The following is a 17,781-nucleotide window of genomic DNA, read 5'->3' as shown; positions in this document are numbered from 1 at the left end:
ACCCGGCCGCCCGTGCCTTGATCCTTCCCGCCGGATGTCGACACCGTCGTACGCAGTCGGTCGACGAGAGGCGTCGGGCGTGCGACGTGAGGAGAGGCAGCATGAGCGGGTTCACGACGAGGAGCAGGACGCGTGCGGCAGGGGGTCTCGGCCTGCTCGCCACGGTGGCCCTGGCTGCGGGCGCCACGGTCGGCGCGGCTCCGGCGGCCGCGATGGCGGGCGGTGACCGGGGCGAGCGGCCTCCGTTGGCCGATCACGTGGTGCTCATCGCCCTGGACGGCTTCGACCCCGACTATCTCGCCGGCGACGCGATGCCGAACCTCCGCGCGCTCGCGACGCGCGGTGCGATCAGCGAGTCGACCGGAGTGATGACCTCCATCACGAACCCATCCTGGTCATCGATCGCGACGGGCGCCTGGCCGGAGACCCACGACAACGCGGCCTACTTCTACGACCCGGCAACGGGCGTGGCGGTGGCCCAGCAGCGTGACCTGGCGGTGCCGACCATCGCGGAGTCGATCAGGGAGCAGGGTGGGACGGTGCTGTCCTCGCAGTGGTTCATCGTGCAGAACCACGGAACCGCGTTCGGCGATCCCCAGGGGCTGTACACGCAGCCGGGCGGGGACTGCGCACGGCGCACCGATGACGCGGTCGCCGTGATCGAGGGCCGCCCCGTGATGAGCGCGGGGGCGGCCGTGCAGATGTCCGGCGTCCCGGACCTCATCGCGGTGTACTGCGATCGGCTCGATGCCCTCGGTCATGCCGACGGAAAGGACGCTCCGGGTATGCCGGCGGCCGTAGCCGAGGTCGATGCGCAGATCGGCCGTCTCGTGCAGGCGACCAAGGACGCCGGGATCTTCGGCCGAACGGCGTTCGTGGTGACCGGTGACCACGGCATGGAGACGTTCACGCAGGGTATGCGCGACGAACTGCTCTCGACGATCTCCGGCGCCGGCTATCAGGCCGAGCTGCTCACCGCGGGGCAGTCGCCACGCCCCGAGACCGACGCGGTGATCGTCGTGGGCGGCGTCGGGTCGCTGCATCTCGTCGGCGAAGCGGCGGGTGATCCGACGGCCGCGGCGGCCATCGATGCGGCGGTCTCCGCGATGCCGCACATCTCCGCCGTGTACGACGAGGTCGAACAGCAGGCGATGCACATGTCGGCGAAGTACGGCGAGCTGGTGATCGAGCCCGACGAGGGCTGGAGTCTCGGCGCCGCCCCGTCGGACGGCGTGTCCGGCGTGCACGGGGTCTCGCGCACCAGGCAGACCGTGCTCGTGCTCGCCGGCTCCGGGGTGCGTCCGAACCACGTCGCTCATGCCCCGCGGCATGTCGACATCGCACCGACGATCGCCGCTCTGCTGGGCATGGACGCGCCGGCCGCCGCCGAGGGCCGCGTGCTCACGGAGGCGATCCGTCGGGGCTGACGGGCCGGAACGGGGCGTCTCGCTAGTGGGCGAGGCGCTCCGCGATGCCGGTGTACGTCGCAGGGGTCAACGCCAGCAGGCGCTGCTTGGCGGCGTCCCCGATCTCGAGCTGCTCGACGAAGGTGGCGAGGTCGGTGGCGCCCACCCGGTGTCCGCGTGTCAGCTCCTTGAGGAGCGCGTACGGGTCGGTGATCGTCGAACGGCCGGCGACGACCTCGGCGCGGATGACGGTCTGGATGGCCTCGGCAAGCACCTCCCAGTTCACGTCGAGGTCGGCGAGCAGCACATCGCGGGAGAGGGAGATCGCATTCAACCCGCGGCGCAGGTTGTCGAGGGCGAGCAGCGAGTGGCCGAACGCCACGCCGATGTTGCGCTGCGTCGTGGAGTCGGTGAGGTCGCGCTGCATCCGGCTGGTGACGAGCGTCTGGCCGAGCGAGGCGAGCAGCGCGCCCGAGATCTCGAGGTTGGCCTCGGCGTTCTCGAACCGGATGGGGTTGATCTTGTGCGGCATCGTCGACGAACCGGTGGCACCGGCGACAGGGATCTGCGCGAAGTAGCCGAGCGAGATGTAGGTCCAGATGTCGGTGGCGAGGTTGTGCAGGATGCCGCCGGCGTGACGCACGCGGTCGTACAGCTCGACCTGCCAGTCGTGCGACTCGATCTGCGTGGTGAGGATGTTGAACCCGAGGCCGAGGCCCTCGATGTACTCGCGGGCGATGGTCGGCCAGTCGGCGTCGGGGTCGGCTGCGAGATGCGCCGACCACGTGCCGGTCGCGCCGGAGAACTTGGCGAGGTACTCGGATGCCGCGATCTGGGAGCGCACGCGCTCGAGGCGCCACGCGAAGACCGCGAGCTCCTTGCCCATCGTCGAGGGCGTCGCGGGCTGGCCGTGCGTGCGGGAGAGCATGGCGGCGTCGGCGTGCTCGACCGCGAGTTCGCGGAGCTTCGAGATCACGGTGTCGAGGGCCGGGAGCCAGACCTCCTCGACGGCGCGCTTGACGGTCAGGGCGTAGGCCGCGGAGTTGATGTCCTCGCTCGTGCACGCGAAGTGCGTGAGCTCGGCGATGGCGTCGAGGTCGAGCGTGGAGAGCCGGTCGCGCACGAGGTACTCGATGGCCTTCACATCGTGCTGGGTGACGGCCTCCTTCTCGGCGAGCCAGTCGATCTCGGCCTGTCCGAAGTCGCGGTACAGCGCGCGCAGACGCTCCTTGTTGGCGTCGGACAGCGGAGTCGTCTCGAACAGCGAGCGGTCGGTGAGGGCGATGAGCCACTCCACCTCGACCTCGACGCGTGCGCGGTTCAGGCCCGCCTCGGAGAGGAAGTCGGCGAGACCTGCGACGGCGCCGCGATAGCGACCGTCGAGAGGGCTGAGCGGCTGCGGCGGGAGCGAGGGCTGGAAAGTCAGGGGAGTCCTCCTGATGGGGCCCCGAAGGTCCGGGGCGTGCGGGGGAGACGAAGAGCGGGTTCGAGCTGGCGGAACAGGCCCCGAGTCGCCGTCTCAATCATACCGAGCACCGAATCGAACATCTCCGCGCCCGCGTAGTACGGATCGGGGACATCGTGTGTCGACGCGTTCGGGTCGAAAGCGAGCAGGAGGGTGACCTTGCCCTCTTCGTCCTCGTCGTGGGCCCACTCGCGGAGGATGCGCTCGTGGGTGCGGTCGAGGGCGACCACGAGGTCGTTCTCGGCGAAGGTCGCCGCCGTGAACTGCCGCGCGCGGTGCTGCGAGCCGTCGTACCCACGGCGCGCGAGCGAGTCGATCGTGCGGTGGTCGGCGCGCTCACCGAGGTGCCAGTCTCCCGTTCCTGCGCTGCGCGAGACGATGCGCTGGCCGAGGCCCTGCTTCTCCGCCAGGTCGCGGAAGACGACCTCGGCCATGGGGGACCGGCAGATGTTCCCCGTGCACACGAAGATCACGCGGAAGGGAACCGGGGACGTCACAGGTACATTCTGCCCGCCTCGGGCGTTCCTGCACAGCGCGCGCGGGAGCGCGGGCCTTTTCTGCACACGCAGATCCGCACGTCGGCTCTGCACTGCTCGTGTGTTTCCGAGGGGAGCATCGCGCCCGCGAACGTCACGATCCGGGAACCTGAAGCCATGCACCCCGTCGCACGAGATCACATCGTCGCCTCCGACGACCTCTGGGCCCGCCTCGTCATCCATCGCGAGATCATGGCGGCGCTGTCGACCGTCGAGGAGGCAGGCGCTGCTGGTGCGGCTCGTCGACGAGGCCGACTGGCGATCCGAGGGGTTCCGCGCACTGCATGCGCTGCTCGTCCGGATGCGCGACGACACCGGCGCCGAGTTCGGGAGGCTGAACGTGCGTGCGTGGGAATCGAGTGCGGGAGGCAGGGGATGAGCGCACTGGAGATCGATCACGGAGGGGCCATCGCTGTCGACACCGGGCAGTTGCGCGACGTCGGAGCACGGATGCGGGCGGTGACGGCGCAGTACGAGGAGGCTCGTGATGCGGTGGGTCGCGCGCTCCGTGCCGCCGCAGCGCAACAGACCGCCTGCCCGCACCTCGATGCCTCGGCGTTGCAGCGGAGCGACGAGCACCTCGAGGCGCTGCGCACCGAACTCGACAGCGCCTGCACCGGGGTGATGCTGATGGCCGACGCGTTCGAGGTGGTCGAGCTGCGCGCCAGAGCGGAAGCGCTCGCCCTGACCGACGCGGCCGCAGCAGATGCCGCCAGCGCCCGTGCCGACCGACTCGTGGCGGCCGACGGAAGGGTCGCCGACATGGCGGACTATCTGGTGGCGGGATGGGAGGAACGGCGTTTCGATGGGCTGGGCGAGCAGTTCGACGCCGGGGGTTGCTGCCGCCGCTGTTCCTGGCCGGGGCGCTCGTGGGGGTGACCTCCGGGGCTGGAAAGCTGGTTCCCGGCATGACGCTGCACGGATCGGCCGACCCGGTGCGGGTGACGGCGGTGAAGACATCGACCCCGAAGCGCCGCAGAGCCTTGCCGGAGCACTGCGGCGGATCCCGTCATCCGACGCGCAGGTGGCCGTCGAGAAGTACACGATGCGCGACGGTGCGCCTCGTTATGTGGCCTACGTCACGGGGACCCGAGACTCCGCGCCGTGGCGGGCGGAGAGGAGGAGCCGTGGGACATGAAGTCCAACGTCGAGCTGTATCAGGGGCGGGAGTCGGCGTCCTACGAGGCGACGCTGGATGCGCTCGAGGCCGCGGGGGCGGAGGGCGGCGCGCGGGTCGACGTCGTCGCGTACTCGCAGGGCGGGATGATCGCCGCGCATCTGGCGATGGAGAGCCCGTACGAGGTGACGATGCAGCTGACCGCGGAAGCCCGCAGGAGCCGACGATCGGCGACGACCAGACGCTCGTTCAGCTCCGGCACACCGACGATGTCGTCTCCGCGCTCGCGGGAGGTGGGTCGGCGGCGGGCACGGGGTCAGGTGACAGCTTCACCGCGTCGCGGGTCGGCGATCCGCGAGCGGGCGTCGAAGACCTGAAGCTCCAGGCGCACGCGCTCGAGACGTACATCGAGACCGCGGAGATGGTGGATGCGTCGCCGGATCCGCGCGCCGAGGCGCTCGACGCGTACTGGGCAGAACTCGGCGAAGCGGTCGACGTCGAGCGCACCGAGTTCCACGCGGAGCGGACGGGATGACCACAATGGTCGGGTCAGTCGCGGCGGGACTTCTTGCTCTGCGGACGCAGGATGAACCCGAAGATGCCGTTGATGACCGAGATGATGAGCGCGGCGAGAACTCCCCACCAGAAGTCGCCGACCGCGAGTCCCCATCCGAAACCGCTCGTGATCCACGCGGTCAGCCACAGCAGGAAGCCGTTGATCAGGAAGCCGATGAGCCCGAACGTGATGATGTAGAGCGGGAACGCCACGATCTTGACGACGGTGCCGATGATCGTGTTCACGAGCGCGAAGATCGCGGCCACGGCGAGCAGCGTCAGCACGAGCTGCAGGGTCTCGCCGGGAGGGAAGGCCGTGATCGTGACCTGCAGGGCGGGGATCAGCGTGACGACCCACAGAGCGAAGGCGTTGACGACGACGCGGATGATGAAGCGCATAGTCCGACCAGTGTCGCACGGACGCCCGCGAGAGTCAGCCTTCGGCGGCTTCCCGGATATGCGAGGCGAGGACCTGCGCGATCTCCTTCAGGTCCAGCCGGCTCTGAGCGACGTCGAGGACGAAGTCGAACGCCTCGTCGTTCGTGAAGGTGACGTCGTACTCGTTGAGCCGGATGAAGATGAACGTCAGGTACAGGGAGATGCGCTTGTTGCCGTCGAACAACGCATGATTCTGTGCCACCGAACTGATCAGTGCCGCGGCCTTCTCTTCGAAGGTCGGATAGGCGTCGACGCCGAACATCCCGGCTGCAGGGCGAGCCAGTGCAGAGAAGAGCAGCCCCTCATCGCGGACGTGCAGCCCGAGCTTCGCGATCAGAGCGAGTGCCTGCTCGGGCTCGATGTACTCGGTCGCCATCTGTCAGGCGTCTTCGAGCCGCCGGAGAGTGTCGGCGTAGCGCTCGGTGACTTCGGCGGCGAGGGAGAGCACTCGATCCGTCTTGGACTCGCTGTTCGCGAACCGCGCGGCGGCCTCGATGATCACCGCGTGCTTGGAGGTGTGCCGCGCACGCGCGATCGCCTCGAGCTGGGCATCGAGTTCTTCCGGGAGTCGCACCGTCATCGCCATACCAAAATGGTACCACCGCAGTTCGCGTGTCGACAGAGGAGACCCGGACTCGCGCTGCGAACTCCCCTCGTAGACTCGGTCTCGTGACCGAGCCGATCCTGCCCCGCATCCGCCCCGCCATCGCCGCCCTCGCGCCGTACCGGCAGGGCAAGCAGGCAGGGCCCGACGCTTTCAAGCTCTCGAGCAATGAGAATCCGTTCGATCCGCTGCCCGCGGTGCTCGACGCGCTGCAGCGCACCACCCCCATCAACCGCTACCCGGACGCCACCGCCGCTCGGCTGCGCGAACGACTCGGCGCGCGCTACGGCGTCGACCCCGACCAGGTGCACGTCGCCTCGGGCAGTGTCTCGATCCTGCACCAGCTGATCCTCGCGACGGCGTCCGTGGGCGACGAGGTCGTGTACGCCTGGCGTTCCTTCGAGGCGTACCCCAGCCTGCCGCTCGTCGCCGGGGCGACCGGTGTGCAGGTCCCCCTCACCGCCGAGTCCCGTCACGACCTCGACGCGATGCTGGAGGCCGTGACGGAACGCACCCGCGCGATCATTCTGTGCACCCCGAACAATCCGACCGGCCCGATCATCACGAGCGCCGAGTTCGCCGCCTTCGTCGAGCGCGTGCCGAACGACATCCTGATCATCCTCGACGAGGCGTACGCCGAGTTCGTCACGGCCCCCGATGCGGTCGACGGTCTCGCCGAGCGGGTGTTCGAGGAGCACCCGAACGTCGTGGTGCTCCGTACGTTCTCGAAGGCCTACGGTCTCGCCGGCCTGCGGGTCGGCTACGCGATCGGTCACGAGAAGGTGCTGGATGCGGCGCGGACGACCGGCATCCCGCTCTCGGTGACCTCGGCCGCCGAGAACGCCGCGATCGCGAGCCTCGACGCCGAAGCGGAGCTCCTCGAGCGCGTCGCCGTGATCGTCGAGCGGCGCACCCGTCTCGTCGCCGGCCTCCGCGCGCAGGGCTGGGATGTCCCTGACTCCCAGGCGAACTTCGTCTGGCTGCCGGCGGGGGAGCGCACCGACGACGTCGCGGCCGCCTTCGTGGAGAACGACCTCGTCGTCAGACCCTTCTCGGGCGACGGCATCCGCATCTCGGTCGGCGAAGAGGACTCCATCGACCGCGTGCTCGAGGTCGCTGCGGCCGCCCGCTGACCTGCCGCCACCGTCGCGCCGCGCCCCGTTTCGCCCGGAATTCTCCGGTTTCCGGGCAGTTATGTGGGCGTCCTAGGTATGCGTGACCTGGCATGCGGGCGCGGGTAGCGTGAGACCGTGACCACCTCCGAGACACCCCTTGTGAGCGTTCTGGACGAGACCGGGACCTTCGCGCCCAGCCCCGCCGCCGAGCCGTATCTCCCGCTGATCGAGGCGATCGGCGATGCAGAGCTCGAGCAGTTCTACCGAGACATGGTCGTCATCCGCGCGATCGACACCCAGGCGACGAACCTGCAGCGGCAGGGGCAGCTGGCCCTGTGGCCGCCGAGCCGCGGACAGGAGGCGGCGCAGGTCGGCTCGGGTCGTGCCGCCCGCGCGCAGGACACGATCTTCCCGTCCTACCGGGAACACGCCGTCACGCGCATCCGTGGCGTCGATCCGGTAGACATCATCAAGCTGATGCGTGGCGTCTCGCACGGTGGGTGGGACCCGACCGACCCCAAGAACGGCAACACCCGGTTGTACACCCTCGTGCTCGGGTCGCAGGTGCTGCACGCCGCCGGATACGGGATGGGGCTCGCCTTCGACGGCCGCACCGCCACCGGCGACAAGGACCGTGACGAGGCCGTCATCGTCTACTACGGCGACGGGGCGTCGAGCCAGGGCGACGTGCACGAGGCGATGGTCTTCGCCGCGAGCTACCAGGCACCGACCGTGTTCTTCCTCCAGAACAACCACTGGGCCATCTCGGTGCCCGTCTCGACGCAGTCGCGGGTGCCGCTCGTCCAGCGCAGCGCCGGCTACGGAATCCCGAGTGTCCGTGTCGACGGCAACGACGTGCTCGCCAGCTACGCGGTCTCCCGGGTGGCCCTCGACGACGCCCGCAGCGGCAAGGGCCCGCAGGCGATCGAGGCGGTCACCTACCGGCTCGGCGCGCACACCACCAGCGACGACCCGACCAAGTACCGCGGCAACGACGAGGAGCTGATGTGGGCCGGTCGTGACCCGATCGTCCGGATGCGCGCCTTCCTCGAAGGGCGCGGTGCCTCGGCGCAGCTGTTCGCCGACGTGGAGGCCGAGGCGGCGGATGCCGCGGAAGACCTCCGAGCGCGCACCGTCGAGCTCGGACCGCCCAGCGCCGACAAGATGTTCGACCACGTGTACAGCGAGCCGCATCCGCTGATCGACGAGCAGAAGGCCTGGCGCGCCCGCTATGAGGCGTCGTTCGAAGGAGGAGCACAGTGACCCTCGAGACGATGCCGCTCAGCAAGGCCCTGAACGCCGGCATGCGCAAGGCGATGGAGGACGACCCGAAGGTCCTGCTCATGGGCGAGGACATCGGCAAGCTCGGCGGTGTCTTCCGTGTGACCGAGCACCTGCAGCGCGACTTCGGCGACCGCCGGGTGCTCGACACCCCGCTCGCGGAGTCCGGGATCGTGGGGACCGCGATCGGCATGGCCATGGTCGGCTACCGTCCGGTCATCGAGATCCAGTTCGACGGCTTCGTGTTCCCGGCGTTCGACCAGATCACGACGCAGCTCGCGAAGCTGACGAACCGGCACGAAGGCGCGCTGAGCATGCCGATCGTGATCCGCATCCCCTACGGCGGGCACATCGGCGCGGTCGAGCACCATCAGGAGAGCCCCGAGGCGTACTTCGCGCACACTCCGGGTCTTCGCGTCGTCTCGCCGTCGACTCCCAACGACGCGTACTGGATGATCCAGGAGGCGATCGCCTCGAACGACCCGGTGATCTTCATGGAGCCGAAGAGCCGCTACTGGCAGAAGGGCGAGGTCGAGCTCGATGCGCCGGCCGTCCCGCTGCACTCTTCTCGTGTGGTGCGCACCGGGACGGATGTGACCCTCGTCGGTCACGGCGCCATGGTCACCACGCTCCTGCAGGCGGCGGCGCTCGCCGAGGCGGAGGGCACGAGTTGCGAGGTCGTCGACGTGCGCTCGCTGTCGCCGGTCGACTACGAACCCATCCTCGGCTCGATCCGCAAGACCGGACGCATGGTCTACGCGCAGGAGGCGCAGGGCTTCGGCAGCATCGGCGGCGAGATCGCGGCGACCGTCATGGAGCGCGCGTTCTATGCCCTCGAGGCTCCGGTGCTGCGCGTCTCCGGCTACGACACCCCGTTCCCCCCTGCCAAGCTCGAAGGCGCGTACCTTCCGGATGCCGACCGCATCCTCGAGGCCGTCGACCGCTCGCTGGCCTACTGACACCGTCGCTCGGCCGAAAGGACTCGTCATGAGCACCCAGAACTTCAACCTCCCCGACGTCGGCGAAGGTCTGACCGAGGCCGAGATCGTGGCATGGAAGGTCGCCCCCGGTGACACCGTCGCGATCAACGACGTGGTGTGCGAGATCGAGACGGCGAAGTCGCTCGTCGAGCTGCCGTCACCGCACGCCGGGGTGGTGGGCGAACTCCTCGTCGAGGAGGGGGCGACGGTCGAGGTGGGCACGCCCATCATCACGTTCGTGACCGACGCGTGACGATGCAGGCCCGGGTGTCGTCGTCACCGCGGAGGCTCCGGCGCCGGAAGAGGGCGGTGGCTCGGTGCTGGTCGGCTACGGCACGGGCGGCGGAGCGACCTCTCGTCGCAAGCGCCCGGCCGAGCGTCCTGTGCGCTCTTCCGTCGGCGTGATCGCCAAGCCGCCGATCCGCAAGCTCGCCCGCGACCTCGGCGTCGACCTCACCACGGTCGCGCCCACCGGCGCCGATGGGAGGTCACCCGCGACGACGTGGTCAAGCACGCCTCGCAGGCCAGCGTCTTCCGCAACATCGAGACGCCGGAGTGGGGGCCGTGCGCGAGGAGACCGTTCCCGCGCCGCAGAGCGCACCTGCGGGGCTCGCGCGCGGCCTCGCGCCGACCCGTCCGTCGGCGGCCGGCGACGACCGCACGGAGTCGATCCCGGTGAAGGGCGTGCGCAAGGCCACCTCCTCCGCGATGGTGCAGAGCGCGTACTCGGCCCCGCACGTGACCGTGTGGAAGGAGATCGATGCGAGCCGCACGATGGAGCTCGTGAAGCGGCTCAAGGCCTCGCCCGACTACGCCGACATCCGGGTGTCGCCGCTGCTGATCATGGCGCGCGCCGTGATCTGGGCCGCACGTCGCACCCCGATGGTCAATGCCGCCTGGATCGAGACGGATGCCGGAGCCGAGATCGCCGTGCGCCACTACGTGAACCTCGGCATCGCGGCGGCGACCCCGCGCGGCCTGCTGGTGCCCAACATCAAGGACGCGCAGGACCTGAGCATGAAGGACCTGGCTCGTGCGCTGAACCGCTTGACCCTCACGGCGCGCGAGGGCAAGACCTCACCCGCGGACCAGCAGGGCGGCACCATCACGATCACGAACATCGGCGTCTTCGGGATGGATGCCGGAACCCCGATCATCAACCCCGGCGAGGCCGGCATCGTGGCGATGGGCACGATCAGCCAGAAGCCGTGGGTGGTCGACGGCGAGGTGCGTCCTCGGTGGGTGACCACGGTCGCCGGTTCCTTCGACCACCGGGTGATCGACGGCGACGGCATGAGCCGCTTCATCGCCGATGTGGCGTCGATCCTCGAGGAGCCCGCTCTGCTCGTCGACTGAGGAGACGCGCGGAACAGCTGATTTGATAATGGTTCTCATTAGCGTTTAGAGTGAGAGCATGAAGAAGCCCGTCCTCGCTCTCGCCCTCGCATCCGTCGCCGCCCTCACGCTGGCCGGATGCTCCACCCCGGCAGCGGGAGAGGGCGACGACGGCACCATCACCGTCGTCGCGAGCACCAACGTGTACGGCGACATCGCCGCGCAGATCGGCGGCGACCGGGTCGATGTCGAAGCGATCATCACGTCCGCCACCCAGGACCCGCACTCCTACGAGGCGAGCGCGCGCGACCGGCTCACCGTGCAGAAGGCCGACCTCGTGATCGAGAACGGCGGCGGCTACGACGCATTCGTCGACACCCTGTTGCAGGATGCGCAGGACCCGCACGTCGTCACGGCCGTCGAGTACTCGCACGACTTCCCCGGCAACGAGGGGCACGAGGAGGACGCCGACCACGATCACGCGGACGAGTCGGCCACCGACGCCCCCGAAGAGGACGCACACGACCACGACCACGCCGAGGGCGAAGAAGGTCACGAAGGACACGACCACATCGAGGGCTTCAACGAGCACGTGTGGTTCGACCCGCACACGATGATCCACGTCGTCGAGGCGATCGCCGACGAACTGTCCGAGCTCGACCCGGACGGCGCGAAGGAGTTCACCGCGAACGCCGACGCGATCGTCGCCGACCTGGAGGGCTTCGAGGCCGACCTCGAGACCATCAAGACGGATGCCGCGGGCGCCACGGTCTTCATGACAGAACCGCTGCCGGGCTACCTCGCCGCCGCGGCCGGCCTGACCGACGTCACTCCCGAGGGGTTCGCCGAGTCGGTCGAGGAGGGCACGGACGTCGCGCCCGCCGTGCTGCTCGAGGCGCTGAAGGTGATCGAAGACGGACAGGCCACCGCTGCTGACCAACGCCCAGACCGGCGGGGCCGAGACCGAACGCGTCGAGGTCGCGGCGAAGGACGCCGGCATCCCCGTCGTCGCCTTCACGGAGCTGCTCGAGGACGGATCGTCGTACTCTGAGTGGATGAGTGACGCGATCCAGAGCCTCGCCGCCGCCGTCCAGTCGTGAGCGGCGCTGCACAGCGCGAGAGTCCGGTCCTCGAGATCACCGACGCGGCCCTGCACCGCGGAGACCGCGAACTCTGGTCGGGACTCGACCTCACGGTGCAGCCGGGGAGTTCATCGCGGTGCTCGGTCCGTCGGGGTCGGGCAAGACCACTCTGCTGCGGGAGCATCCTGGGCCTGCAGCCGCTCTCGTCGGGGGCGATCCGGGTGGCCGGGGAGCCCGTGCATCGCGGAAACCCCCGCATCGGCTACATCCCGCAGCAGCGCACGCTCGCCCCCGACACGAGCATGCGTGCGCGCGACCTCGTCGCTCTGGGGGTGCAGGGCAGCCGGTTCGGATTTCCCATCCCGCATCGCGGCGACCGGGCGAAGGTCGACCGTCTCCTCGAGGCGGTCGGGGCCTCGCACTTCGCCGACCGCCGCGTCGGTCTCTGTCGGGTGGTGAGCAGCAGCGACTGCGCGTGGGTCAGGCGCTCGCCGACGAACCCACCCTGCTGCTGTGCGACGAACCGCTGTCGAACCTCGACCTCGCGAACCAGCTCGCCGTGACCGACATCATCGACCGTCAGCGTCGTGAGCGCGAGGCGGCGGTGCTCTTCGTGACGCACGACATCAACCCGATCCTCGGCCGCGTGGACCGCATCCTCTACATCGCCGGCGGACGCTTCCTGCTCGGAACGCCGGACGAGGTGCTGCAGACCCGGGTGCTCACCGACCTCTACGGCACTCCGGTGTTCGTGCTGCGCGCCGGAGACCGTCTGGTCGTCGTCGGCGTCCCGGATGCCGAGCCCCACCACGACCACGGCGGCCACGAGCACGGAGGCGCGGCATGAGGCCTCTCCTCGACTGGAGCGACATCTTCTCGTTCCAGGACTACGGCGAGCTCGTCGCCCTGCTCTCGAACTCGATCATCGCGGGCGCCGTGCTCGGCATCGTCGGCGGTCTGATCGGCGTCTTCGTGATGCAGCGCGATCTCGCGTTCGCGGTGCACGGCGTGAGCGAACTGTCGTTCGCCGGAGCCGCTGCCGCGCTCCTCTTCGGCGGCAGCGTCGTCGCCGGGTCCCTCGGCGGGGCGCTCGTGGCCGCGATCCTCATCGGCATCCTCGGCGCCAAGGCGCGCGACCGCAACTCGGTGGTCGGCGTGCTGATGCCGTTCGGCCTCGGCCTCGGCATCCTGTTCCTCTCGCTCTACGACGGGCGCAGCGCCAACCGGTTCAGCCTGCTCACCGGCCAGATCGTGTCGGTGTCGAGCCCCGACCTCGGCTGGCTCATCGGCATCAGCATCGTCGTGCTGCTCGGGCTGCTGATCATGTGGAACCCGCTGCGGTTCGACTCGCTCGACCCCGAGTCGGCTGCCGCCCGCGGGGTCCCGACCCGCGCCGTGAGCCTGCTGTTCATGGTGCTGCTCGGACTCATCGTCGCCGTCAGCGTGCACATCATCGGGGCACTGCTCGTGATGGCGCTCCTGGTGACACCGGCCGCCGCCGCGATGCGCGTGACCGCCGGTCCCATCGCGGTGCCGCTGCTGGCCGCGCTGTTCGGGTTCGTCTCGGCGGTCGGCGGCATCCTGCTCGCCCTCGCGGGGACGCTGCCGGTGAGCCCGTACATCACCACGCTGTCGTTCACGATCTACGTCGTGTGCTGGATCGTGCAGAAGACGCGGGCGCGTGTGCGGCGTGTCCCTGCCTGACGATTCACCGACGGCATGACGATCCGCCGAGGCATTCGGCCGGATCGTCGGTGGATCGTCGCAACCTCGGCGGATGGTCGGTCCGGTGCCGTCGAATCGGGCTCCCAGCCCTCGCCAACCCCCGCGGCCTAGACTCGACGTATGGCTCAGCGGAACACCTGGCAGCGCGAACGTGTACGCGAAGCGCTCGCCGACGCGCGCGGCTTCGTGAGCGCCCAATCGCTGCATGCCTCGCTGCGCGACGACAACACGGGCATCGGCCTCGCCACGGTCTACCGCGCACTGGCAGGTCTCGCGGCGTCGGGAGATGCCGACTCGCTGCAGAGCCCCGAGGGTGAAGCGCTGTACCGTGCGTGCACCACTCAGGGACACCACCACCACCTCATCTGCCGCAACTGCGGTCTCACGGTCGAGATCGAGGCCAAGGACGTCGAGCAGTGGGCGCACCGCACCGCGGCCCTGCACGGATTCACGGAAGCCGCGCACGTCGTCGACATCTTCGGACTGTGCACTCCGTGCGCGAACAAGCGCGATGCCGAAAGGGCTGCGAACGCGTGAGCCCCTCGGCAGGCACGGCGACCCGACACGGTCACACGCACCGCCCGAGCGCCTCGCCGCGCTCGGCATGGATCGGTCTCGGCCTCGGTGCCGTCATCATCGCTGCGCTGTTCCTGATCGACGCCTTCCTGCCGACCCTCTTCCCCGCCTCCTTGCCTACTCGCGCGCAGGACGGCCTGACCCTCGCTCTCAGCGTCCTGATCGAGGCCCTGCCCTTCGTGGTCCTCGGCGTGCTGCTGTCGATCGTGGTGCAGGTGTGGCTGCCGGCCGACGTGATCCACCGCTGGCTGCCGAAACGCGCCTGGGCCCGACGCGCTGTGCTGTCGCTGCTGGGCATGCTGATCCCGGTGTGCGAGTGCGGCAACGTGCCCTTCGCCCGCGGACTCATGATGCGCGGGCTCGCACCGGCCGAGGCCATGACGTTCCTGATCGCGGCGCCCATCGTCAACCCGATCGTGATCCTCACCACGCACGCGGCGTTCGGGTGGGACGGCGGCATCCTGGTGGCGCGCCTGGTGGGCGGATACCTCATCGCGAACCTGATCGGCTGGATCTACAGTCGGCACCCCGACCCCGACGGCATGCTCACGCAGCGGTTCGTCGACACGTGCGACCGTGTGACGCACGAACCGGGCACGCCGGTGCGCCGCAGCCTCACGCAGTTCCTCGTCGAGCTGCGCGCCGTGATGCCCGCCCTCGTGATCGGATCCGCGCTCGCCGGGGCCGTCCAGGTGCTGATCCCGCGAGAGATGCTGCTCGCGATCGGGTCGAACCCGGTGCTGTCGATCGTCGCGATGATGGTCCTCGCGATGACCGTCGCCATCTGCTCGAACGTCGATGCCTTCTTCGCGCTGTCGTTCGCATCGACGTTCTCCTCCGGGGCGATCGTCGCGTTCCTTCTGGTCGGACCCCTGGTCGACATCAAGATGCTCGCGCTCATGCGCACGACCTTCACCGGCCGCACGCTCGTCGGGATCGTCGGCATCGTCCTCGCCTCGGCCTTCGCGATCGGGATCGGGGTGAACGTCTTTGTCTGAGCAGACCAGGACGCGTGCCCGCGCACTCGGCACCCGCTGGCTGGGTGTGGGGCTCGCCGCCGTCATCTCGGTCGTCACGCTCGGGCTCGGACTCACCGGACGGCTGACCCTCTACATCAGCCCCGAGTCGGTGTGGTTCGCCTGTGCCGCAGCCGTCGTCACCCTCGCCGGCGCGATCTGGTCCTGCACGCTCCCCCTCGGTGAAGAGGGTGACCACGGGCACGATCACGGACCGGTCGCCGAGGCCGCGGAGCACCCCGACCACGGCGATCATCGCCCCACGTCTTCGGCCCGGCGGTCTCTGTCCGGTGTCACGGCGATCGCCGGTGGTGTGATCGCCACGGGAGTCGTCGCGGCAGCGCTCGTGCTTCCTCCGGCATCGCTGTCGGTCCAACTCGCCATGTCTCGCGCGGGGGAGCAGACCGCGCTGTTCGCGGGCGCCGACACGGTCGCGCTCGGTGCGGCCGACACCTCCACGTTCGGGGTCGGCGACTGGGCCGCCGTCTTCGCGGCGTCCACGAACACGGCGGCGTACGACGGCACCGCGGTGACGCTCACGGGCTTCGTGACGCCGGGGTCCTCCGGCGACGACGTGAACCTCACGCGCCTGGTCATCACGCACTGCGTGATCGATGCGCAGACCGCCGCCCTGCCGGTCGACGTCGACAAGGGCGACTATGCGACGGGCCAGTGGGTCGAGGTCACGGGGACAGTGCGGGCCGATGCCGATGGCAAGCTCCGCATCGAACCGACCGACGTCGTCGCGATCGACGAGCCCGGGGACCCCTATGAGTATTGACGACGAGCGCCCCGAGGTGCCCGCCGTGCCGCGCACGCGTGCGGAGCTGCGTGCCGCGCGCGAGGCCGCCGAGCGCGAGGAGGCCGAGCGGATCGAGCGCGCGGCCGCGACGTCGGGTCTCGCCGCCCACGGCGACGAGCAGTCGGATGCCCGCGCCGCGTCGGATGCCGACGCCGACGAGGCGGCGGATGACGAATCCGCTGCGCGTGAGGCGGCAGCGCGCGAGGCCGCCGTCCGTGAGGCCGGCGACCGTGAGGTCGCGGAGCAGGAGGCCGCCGCGCGCAAGATGGCGGCGTTCGAGGCCGCGGCCCGAGAGGATGCCGAGGCGACGGCGCTTCCGGCTGTCCCGCTCGCCACCGACCCCGTCTTCGTGGGCGCGACCCCGGTCGACCCCGCCGAAGAGGAGCGGCCAGACGTCGACTCGGAACAGCCGGCGCCCCGCATCCCCTCCGCCGAATCGGTCACGCGCACCTCCGTGCCGCCCCGACGCTTCGTCCTCACGCTCGCGGCGGTGCTCGGGGTCCTGGTGCTCGTCGGCACCGGGCTCGGCATCGCGAGCCTGCTGCAGGGTCCGCGGATCAGCGACGTGCAGGTCGATGCGGCTCAGGCGATCGAGTCGTCGGGGAGCCGTGTCATCCTGACCGCGAATCAGGCGCTCGCCGACATCGATCCGAAGCAGGTGACGGTCGATCCCGCCGTGCCGTTCACGGTCGATGCCTCCGGTCGCGGTGTCGGCGTGCGGTTCACGGTGCCGCTCGACGACGCGACCGAATACACGATCCGGGTCGCAGGCGTGAGCGGTGCCGGCGGCGGGCCGACGACCACGTTGACGACGACCTTCAGCACTCCGGCATCCTCCATCTTCCTGCTGCGCCGCGATGTCGAGGGCAAGGACAAGATCTTCCTCACCGATCTCAGCGGCGAGAAGGCGGTGCCGGTCTACGAGAACGACAAGATCAACGACTTCCGTGCCACGTCGACGCAGCTGGTGGTCTCGGTCGGCGACGAAGACGGCTCTCAGCTGCTCGTGATGGACCGCGACGGGAAGAACCAGCGCGAACTGACGCTCCCGGGCGACGGCCACGTCGGTGCGATCCAGGTGTCGGAGCGCGGTGGGCTCGTCGGCTACAGCTACTCCGACCGTGAGCTGAGCGACGACGAGGGCCGGGCGAGCGTGCTGGTCACGCAGTCGTTGAGCGGCAAGGACGCACCGCAGATCATCGAGGTCGCCGGCGCGGAGGCCAGCGTCTTCGTGTGGCAGTTCGTTCCCGACAGTGCTGCCGTGCTGTTCATCGACTTCGACGGGGCGCTGTCGCTCGTCGACCGCTCGAGCGACGCGGGCGTGCAGTCGCTGGGCCTCGCGGCGACGATCCAGGGCATCTCCCGAGGAACCTATACGGCGATCGTGGAACGGCTCGACGGGTCGGTGGTCGAGCTCGACCTCGCCGACGGGTCGGAGCAGCCGCTCGCGGCATCCGACCCCGACTACGGCACGGCCACCTCGATCACGCCGTACCCCGGGGGACACTCCGCCACGTCGTCGCGCGCGACGATGCGGGACTCCCGGTCGGACAGGCCGTCATCCGGGTCGACGACGACGGCACGGCCACGCCCCTGGTCGAGGTCGGCTCGACGGACTCGATCCTGCAGGCATGCGCGTCGCCGAGCGGCCAGTACGCCGCGGTCGTCGTCGCCCCTGACCTGGCCAACAACGCCTACGACGGGATGCTGCTGCCGCTCCCCGAGAACGTCGAGACGCACCTGATCGA

General features: G+C 69.7%; 18 protein-coding genes and 2 pseudogenes. 15 read left to right on the top strand and 5 right to left on the bottom strand.

Annotated features, from left to right (window positions below; all coding sequences use genetic code 11):
• The first annotated feature begins 101 nt into the window (after window positions 1-101).
• Window positions 102-1,427, top strand: a complete 1,326-nt coding sequence (locus tag G4G29_RS19575; RefSeq protein ID WP_183151277.1) for an ectonucleotide pyrophosphatase/phosphodiesterase — start codon at window positions 102-104, stop codon at window positions 1,425-1,427.
• Window positions 1,428-1,449: 22 nt separating this feature from the next.
• On the opposite strand, the gene purB is transcribed toward G4G29_RS19575, so the two are convergent.
• Together purB and G4G29_RS19565 are read right to left on the bottom strand one after the other, a co-directional pair.
• Window positions 1,450-2,832: an adenylosuccinate lyase gene (gene purB, locus G4G29_RS19570; protein ID WP_183152908.1), complete on the bottom strand. Its 1,383-nt coding sequence runs from the start codon at window positions 2,830-2,832 to the stop codon at window positions 1,450-1,452.
• On the bottom strand, window positions 2,829-3,368 hold the full coding sequence (locus G4G29_RS19565; protein ID WP_274601203.1) for a low molecular weight protein-tyrosine-phosphatase: 540 nt from the start codon (window positions 3,366-3,368) through the stop codon (window positions 2,829-2,831). Before G4G29_RS19565 ends, purB begins: the two co-directional genes overlap by 4 nt.
• 271 nt (window positions 3,369-3,639) lie before the next feature.
• On the opposite strand from G4G29_RS19565, the gene G4G29_RS19560 reads away from it, so the two are divergent.
• The 3 genes from G4G29_RS19560 to G4G29_RS19550 all read left to right on the top strand — a co-directional run bounded on the left by G4G29_RS19560 (window position 3,640) and on the right by G4G29_RS19550 (window position 4,901).
• The gene (locus tag G4G29_RS19560; protein ID WP_183151276.1) at window positions 3,640-3,786 is read left to right on the top strand and encodes a hypothetical protein; all 147 of its coding nucleotides are present in this window, start codon (window positions 3,640-3,642) and stop codon (window positions 3,784-3,786) included.
• Complete coding sequence (locus G4G29_RS19555) at window positions 3,783-4,286, top strand: hypothetical protein (protein ID WP_183151275.1); 504 nt, start codon at window positions 3,783-3,785, stop codon at window positions 4,284-4,286. The genes G4G29_RS19560 and G4G29_RS19555 overlap by 4 nt, the downstream gene beginning before the upstream one ends.
• 255 nt (window positions 4,287-4,541) lie before the next feature.
• Entirely contained in the window at window positions 4,542-4,901 is a 360-nt protein-coding gene (locus tag G4G29_RS19550) for a hypothetical protein (RefSeq protein WP_183151274.1), read from the top strand.
• A gap of 172 nt (window positions 4,902-5,073) precedes the next feature.
• On the opposite strand, the gene G4G29_RS19545 is transcribed toward G4G29_RS19550, so the two are convergent.
• Genes G4G29_RS19545 through G4G29_RS19535 form a run of 3 tightly spaced genes read right to left on the bottom strand, consistent with a single transcriptional unit; the run spans window position 5,074 to window position 6,103 of the window.
• On the bottom strand, window positions 5,074-5,478 hold the full coding sequence (locus G4G29_RS19545) for a phage holin family protein (protein WP_183151273.1): 405 nt from the start codon (window positions 5,476-5,478) through the stop codon (window positions 5,074-5,076).
• Between the two features lie 34 nt (window positions 5,479-5,512).
• Window positions 5,513-5,893 carry a type II toxin-antitoxin system death-on-curing family toxin gene (locus tag G4G29_RS19540; RefSeq protein ID WP_183151272.1) on the bottom strand — a complete coding sequence of 127 codons (381 nt, stop codon included), beginning with the start codon at window positions 5,891-5,893 and terminating at the stop codon, window positions 5,513-5,515.
• Between the two features lie 3 nt (window positions 5,894-5,896).
• Complete coding sequence (locus G4G29_RS19535; protein ID WP_183151271.1) at window positions 5,897-6,103, bottom strand: ribbon-helix-helix protein, CopG family; 207 nt, start codon at window positions 6,101-6,103, stop codon at window positions 5,897-5,899.
• A gap of 83 nt (window positions 6,104-6,186) precedes the next feature.
• On the opposite strand from G4G29_RS19535, the gene G4G29_RS19530 reads away from it, so the two are divergent.
• From G4G29_RS19530 to G4G29_RS19480, 11 genes and pseudogenes are all read left to right on the top strand, one after another.
• On the top strand, window positions 6,187-7,254 hold the full coding sequence (locus G4G29_RS19530; protein ID WP_183151270.1) for a histidinol-phosphate transaminase: 1,068 nt from the start codon (window positions 6,187-6,189) through the stop codon (window positions 7,252-7,254).
• Between the two features lie 117 nt (window positions 7,255-7,371).
• A complete protein-coding gene (locus G4G29_RS19525) occupies window positions 7,372-8,499 on the top strand; it encodes a thiamine pyrophosphate-dependent dehydrogenase E1 component subunit alpha (RefSeq protein WP_183151269.1) in 1,128 nt (375 codons plus the stop codon).
• A gap of 11 nt (window positions 8,500-8,510) precedes the next feature.
• Window positions 8,511-9,476: an alpha-ketoacid dehydrogenase subunit beta gene (locus G4G29_RS19520; RefSeq protein WP_183152906.1), complete on the top strand. Its 966-nt coding sequence runs from the start codon at window positions 8,511-8,513 to the stop codon at window positions 9,474-9,476.
• 28 nt (window positions 9,477-9,504) lie between these two features.
• Window positions 9,505-10,853, top strand: a pseudogene (locus tag G4G29_RS19515) (dihydrolipoamide acetyltransferase family protein).
• A 58-nt stretch (window positions 10,854-10,911) separates the two neighbouring features.
• Complete coding sequence (locus G4G29_RS19510) at window positions 10,912-11,883, top strand: metal ABC transporter substrate-binding protein (RefSeq protein ID WP_345941123.1); 972 nt, start codon at window positions 10,912-10,914, stop codon at window positions 11,881-11,883.
• A gap of 45 nt (window positions 11,884-11,928) precedes the next feature.
• A pseudogene (locus G4G29_RS19505) lies at window positions 11,929-12,761 on the top strand (metal ABC transporter ATP-binding protein).
• Window positions 12,758-13,618, top strand: a complete 861-nt coding sequence (locus G4G29_RS19500) for a metal ABC transporter permease (protein WP_183151268.1) — start codon at window positions 12,758-12,760, stop codon at window positions 13,616-13,618. Before G4G29_RS19505 ends, G4G29_RS19500 begins: the two are co-directional and overlap by 4 nt.
• Before the next feature lie 141 nt (window positions 13,619-13,759).
• Window positions 13,760-14,176 carry a transcriptional repressor gene (locus G4G29_RS19495; RefSeq protein WP_183151267.1) on the top strand — a complete coding sequence of 139 codons (417 nt, stop codon included), beginning with the start codon at window positions 13,760-13,762 and terminating at the stop codon, window positions 14,174-14,176.
• On the top strand, window positions 14,173-15,213 hold the full coding sequence (locus G4G29_RS19490) for a permease (RefSeq protein ID WP_183151266.1): 1,041 nt from the start codon (window positions 14,173-14,175) through the stop codon (window positions 15,211-15,213). The genes G4G29_RS19495 and G4G29_RS19490 overlap by 4 nt, the downstream gene beginning before the upstream one ends.
• Window positions 15,206-16,012, top strand: coding sequence for a TIGR03943 family protein (locus G4G29_RS19485; protein ID WP_183151265.1), 807 nt, complete (start codon window positions 15,206-15,208; stop codon window positions 16,010-16,012). The genes G4G29_RS19490 and G4G29_RS19485 overlap by 8 nt, the downstream gene beginning before the upstream one ends.
• Entirely contained in the window at window positions 16,002-17,777 is a 1,776-nt protein-coding gene (locus G4G29_RS19480) for a hypothetical protein (RefSeq protein ID WP_244632225.1), read from the top strand. Before G4G29_RS19485 ends, G4G29_RS19480 begins: the two co-directional genes overlap by 11 nt.
• Window positions 17,778-17,781 lie beyond the last annotated feature (4 nt).

It is taken from the genome of Microbacterium sp. Se63.02b (assembly GCF_014171575.1).
Classification (GTDB): domain Bacteria; phylum Actinomycetota; class Actinomycetes; order Actinomycetales; family Microbacteriaceae; genus Microbacterium.
The sequence above is the reverse complement of the archived record's forward strand: the minus strand, read 5'-3'. Positions and strand labels throughout refer to the sequence as shown.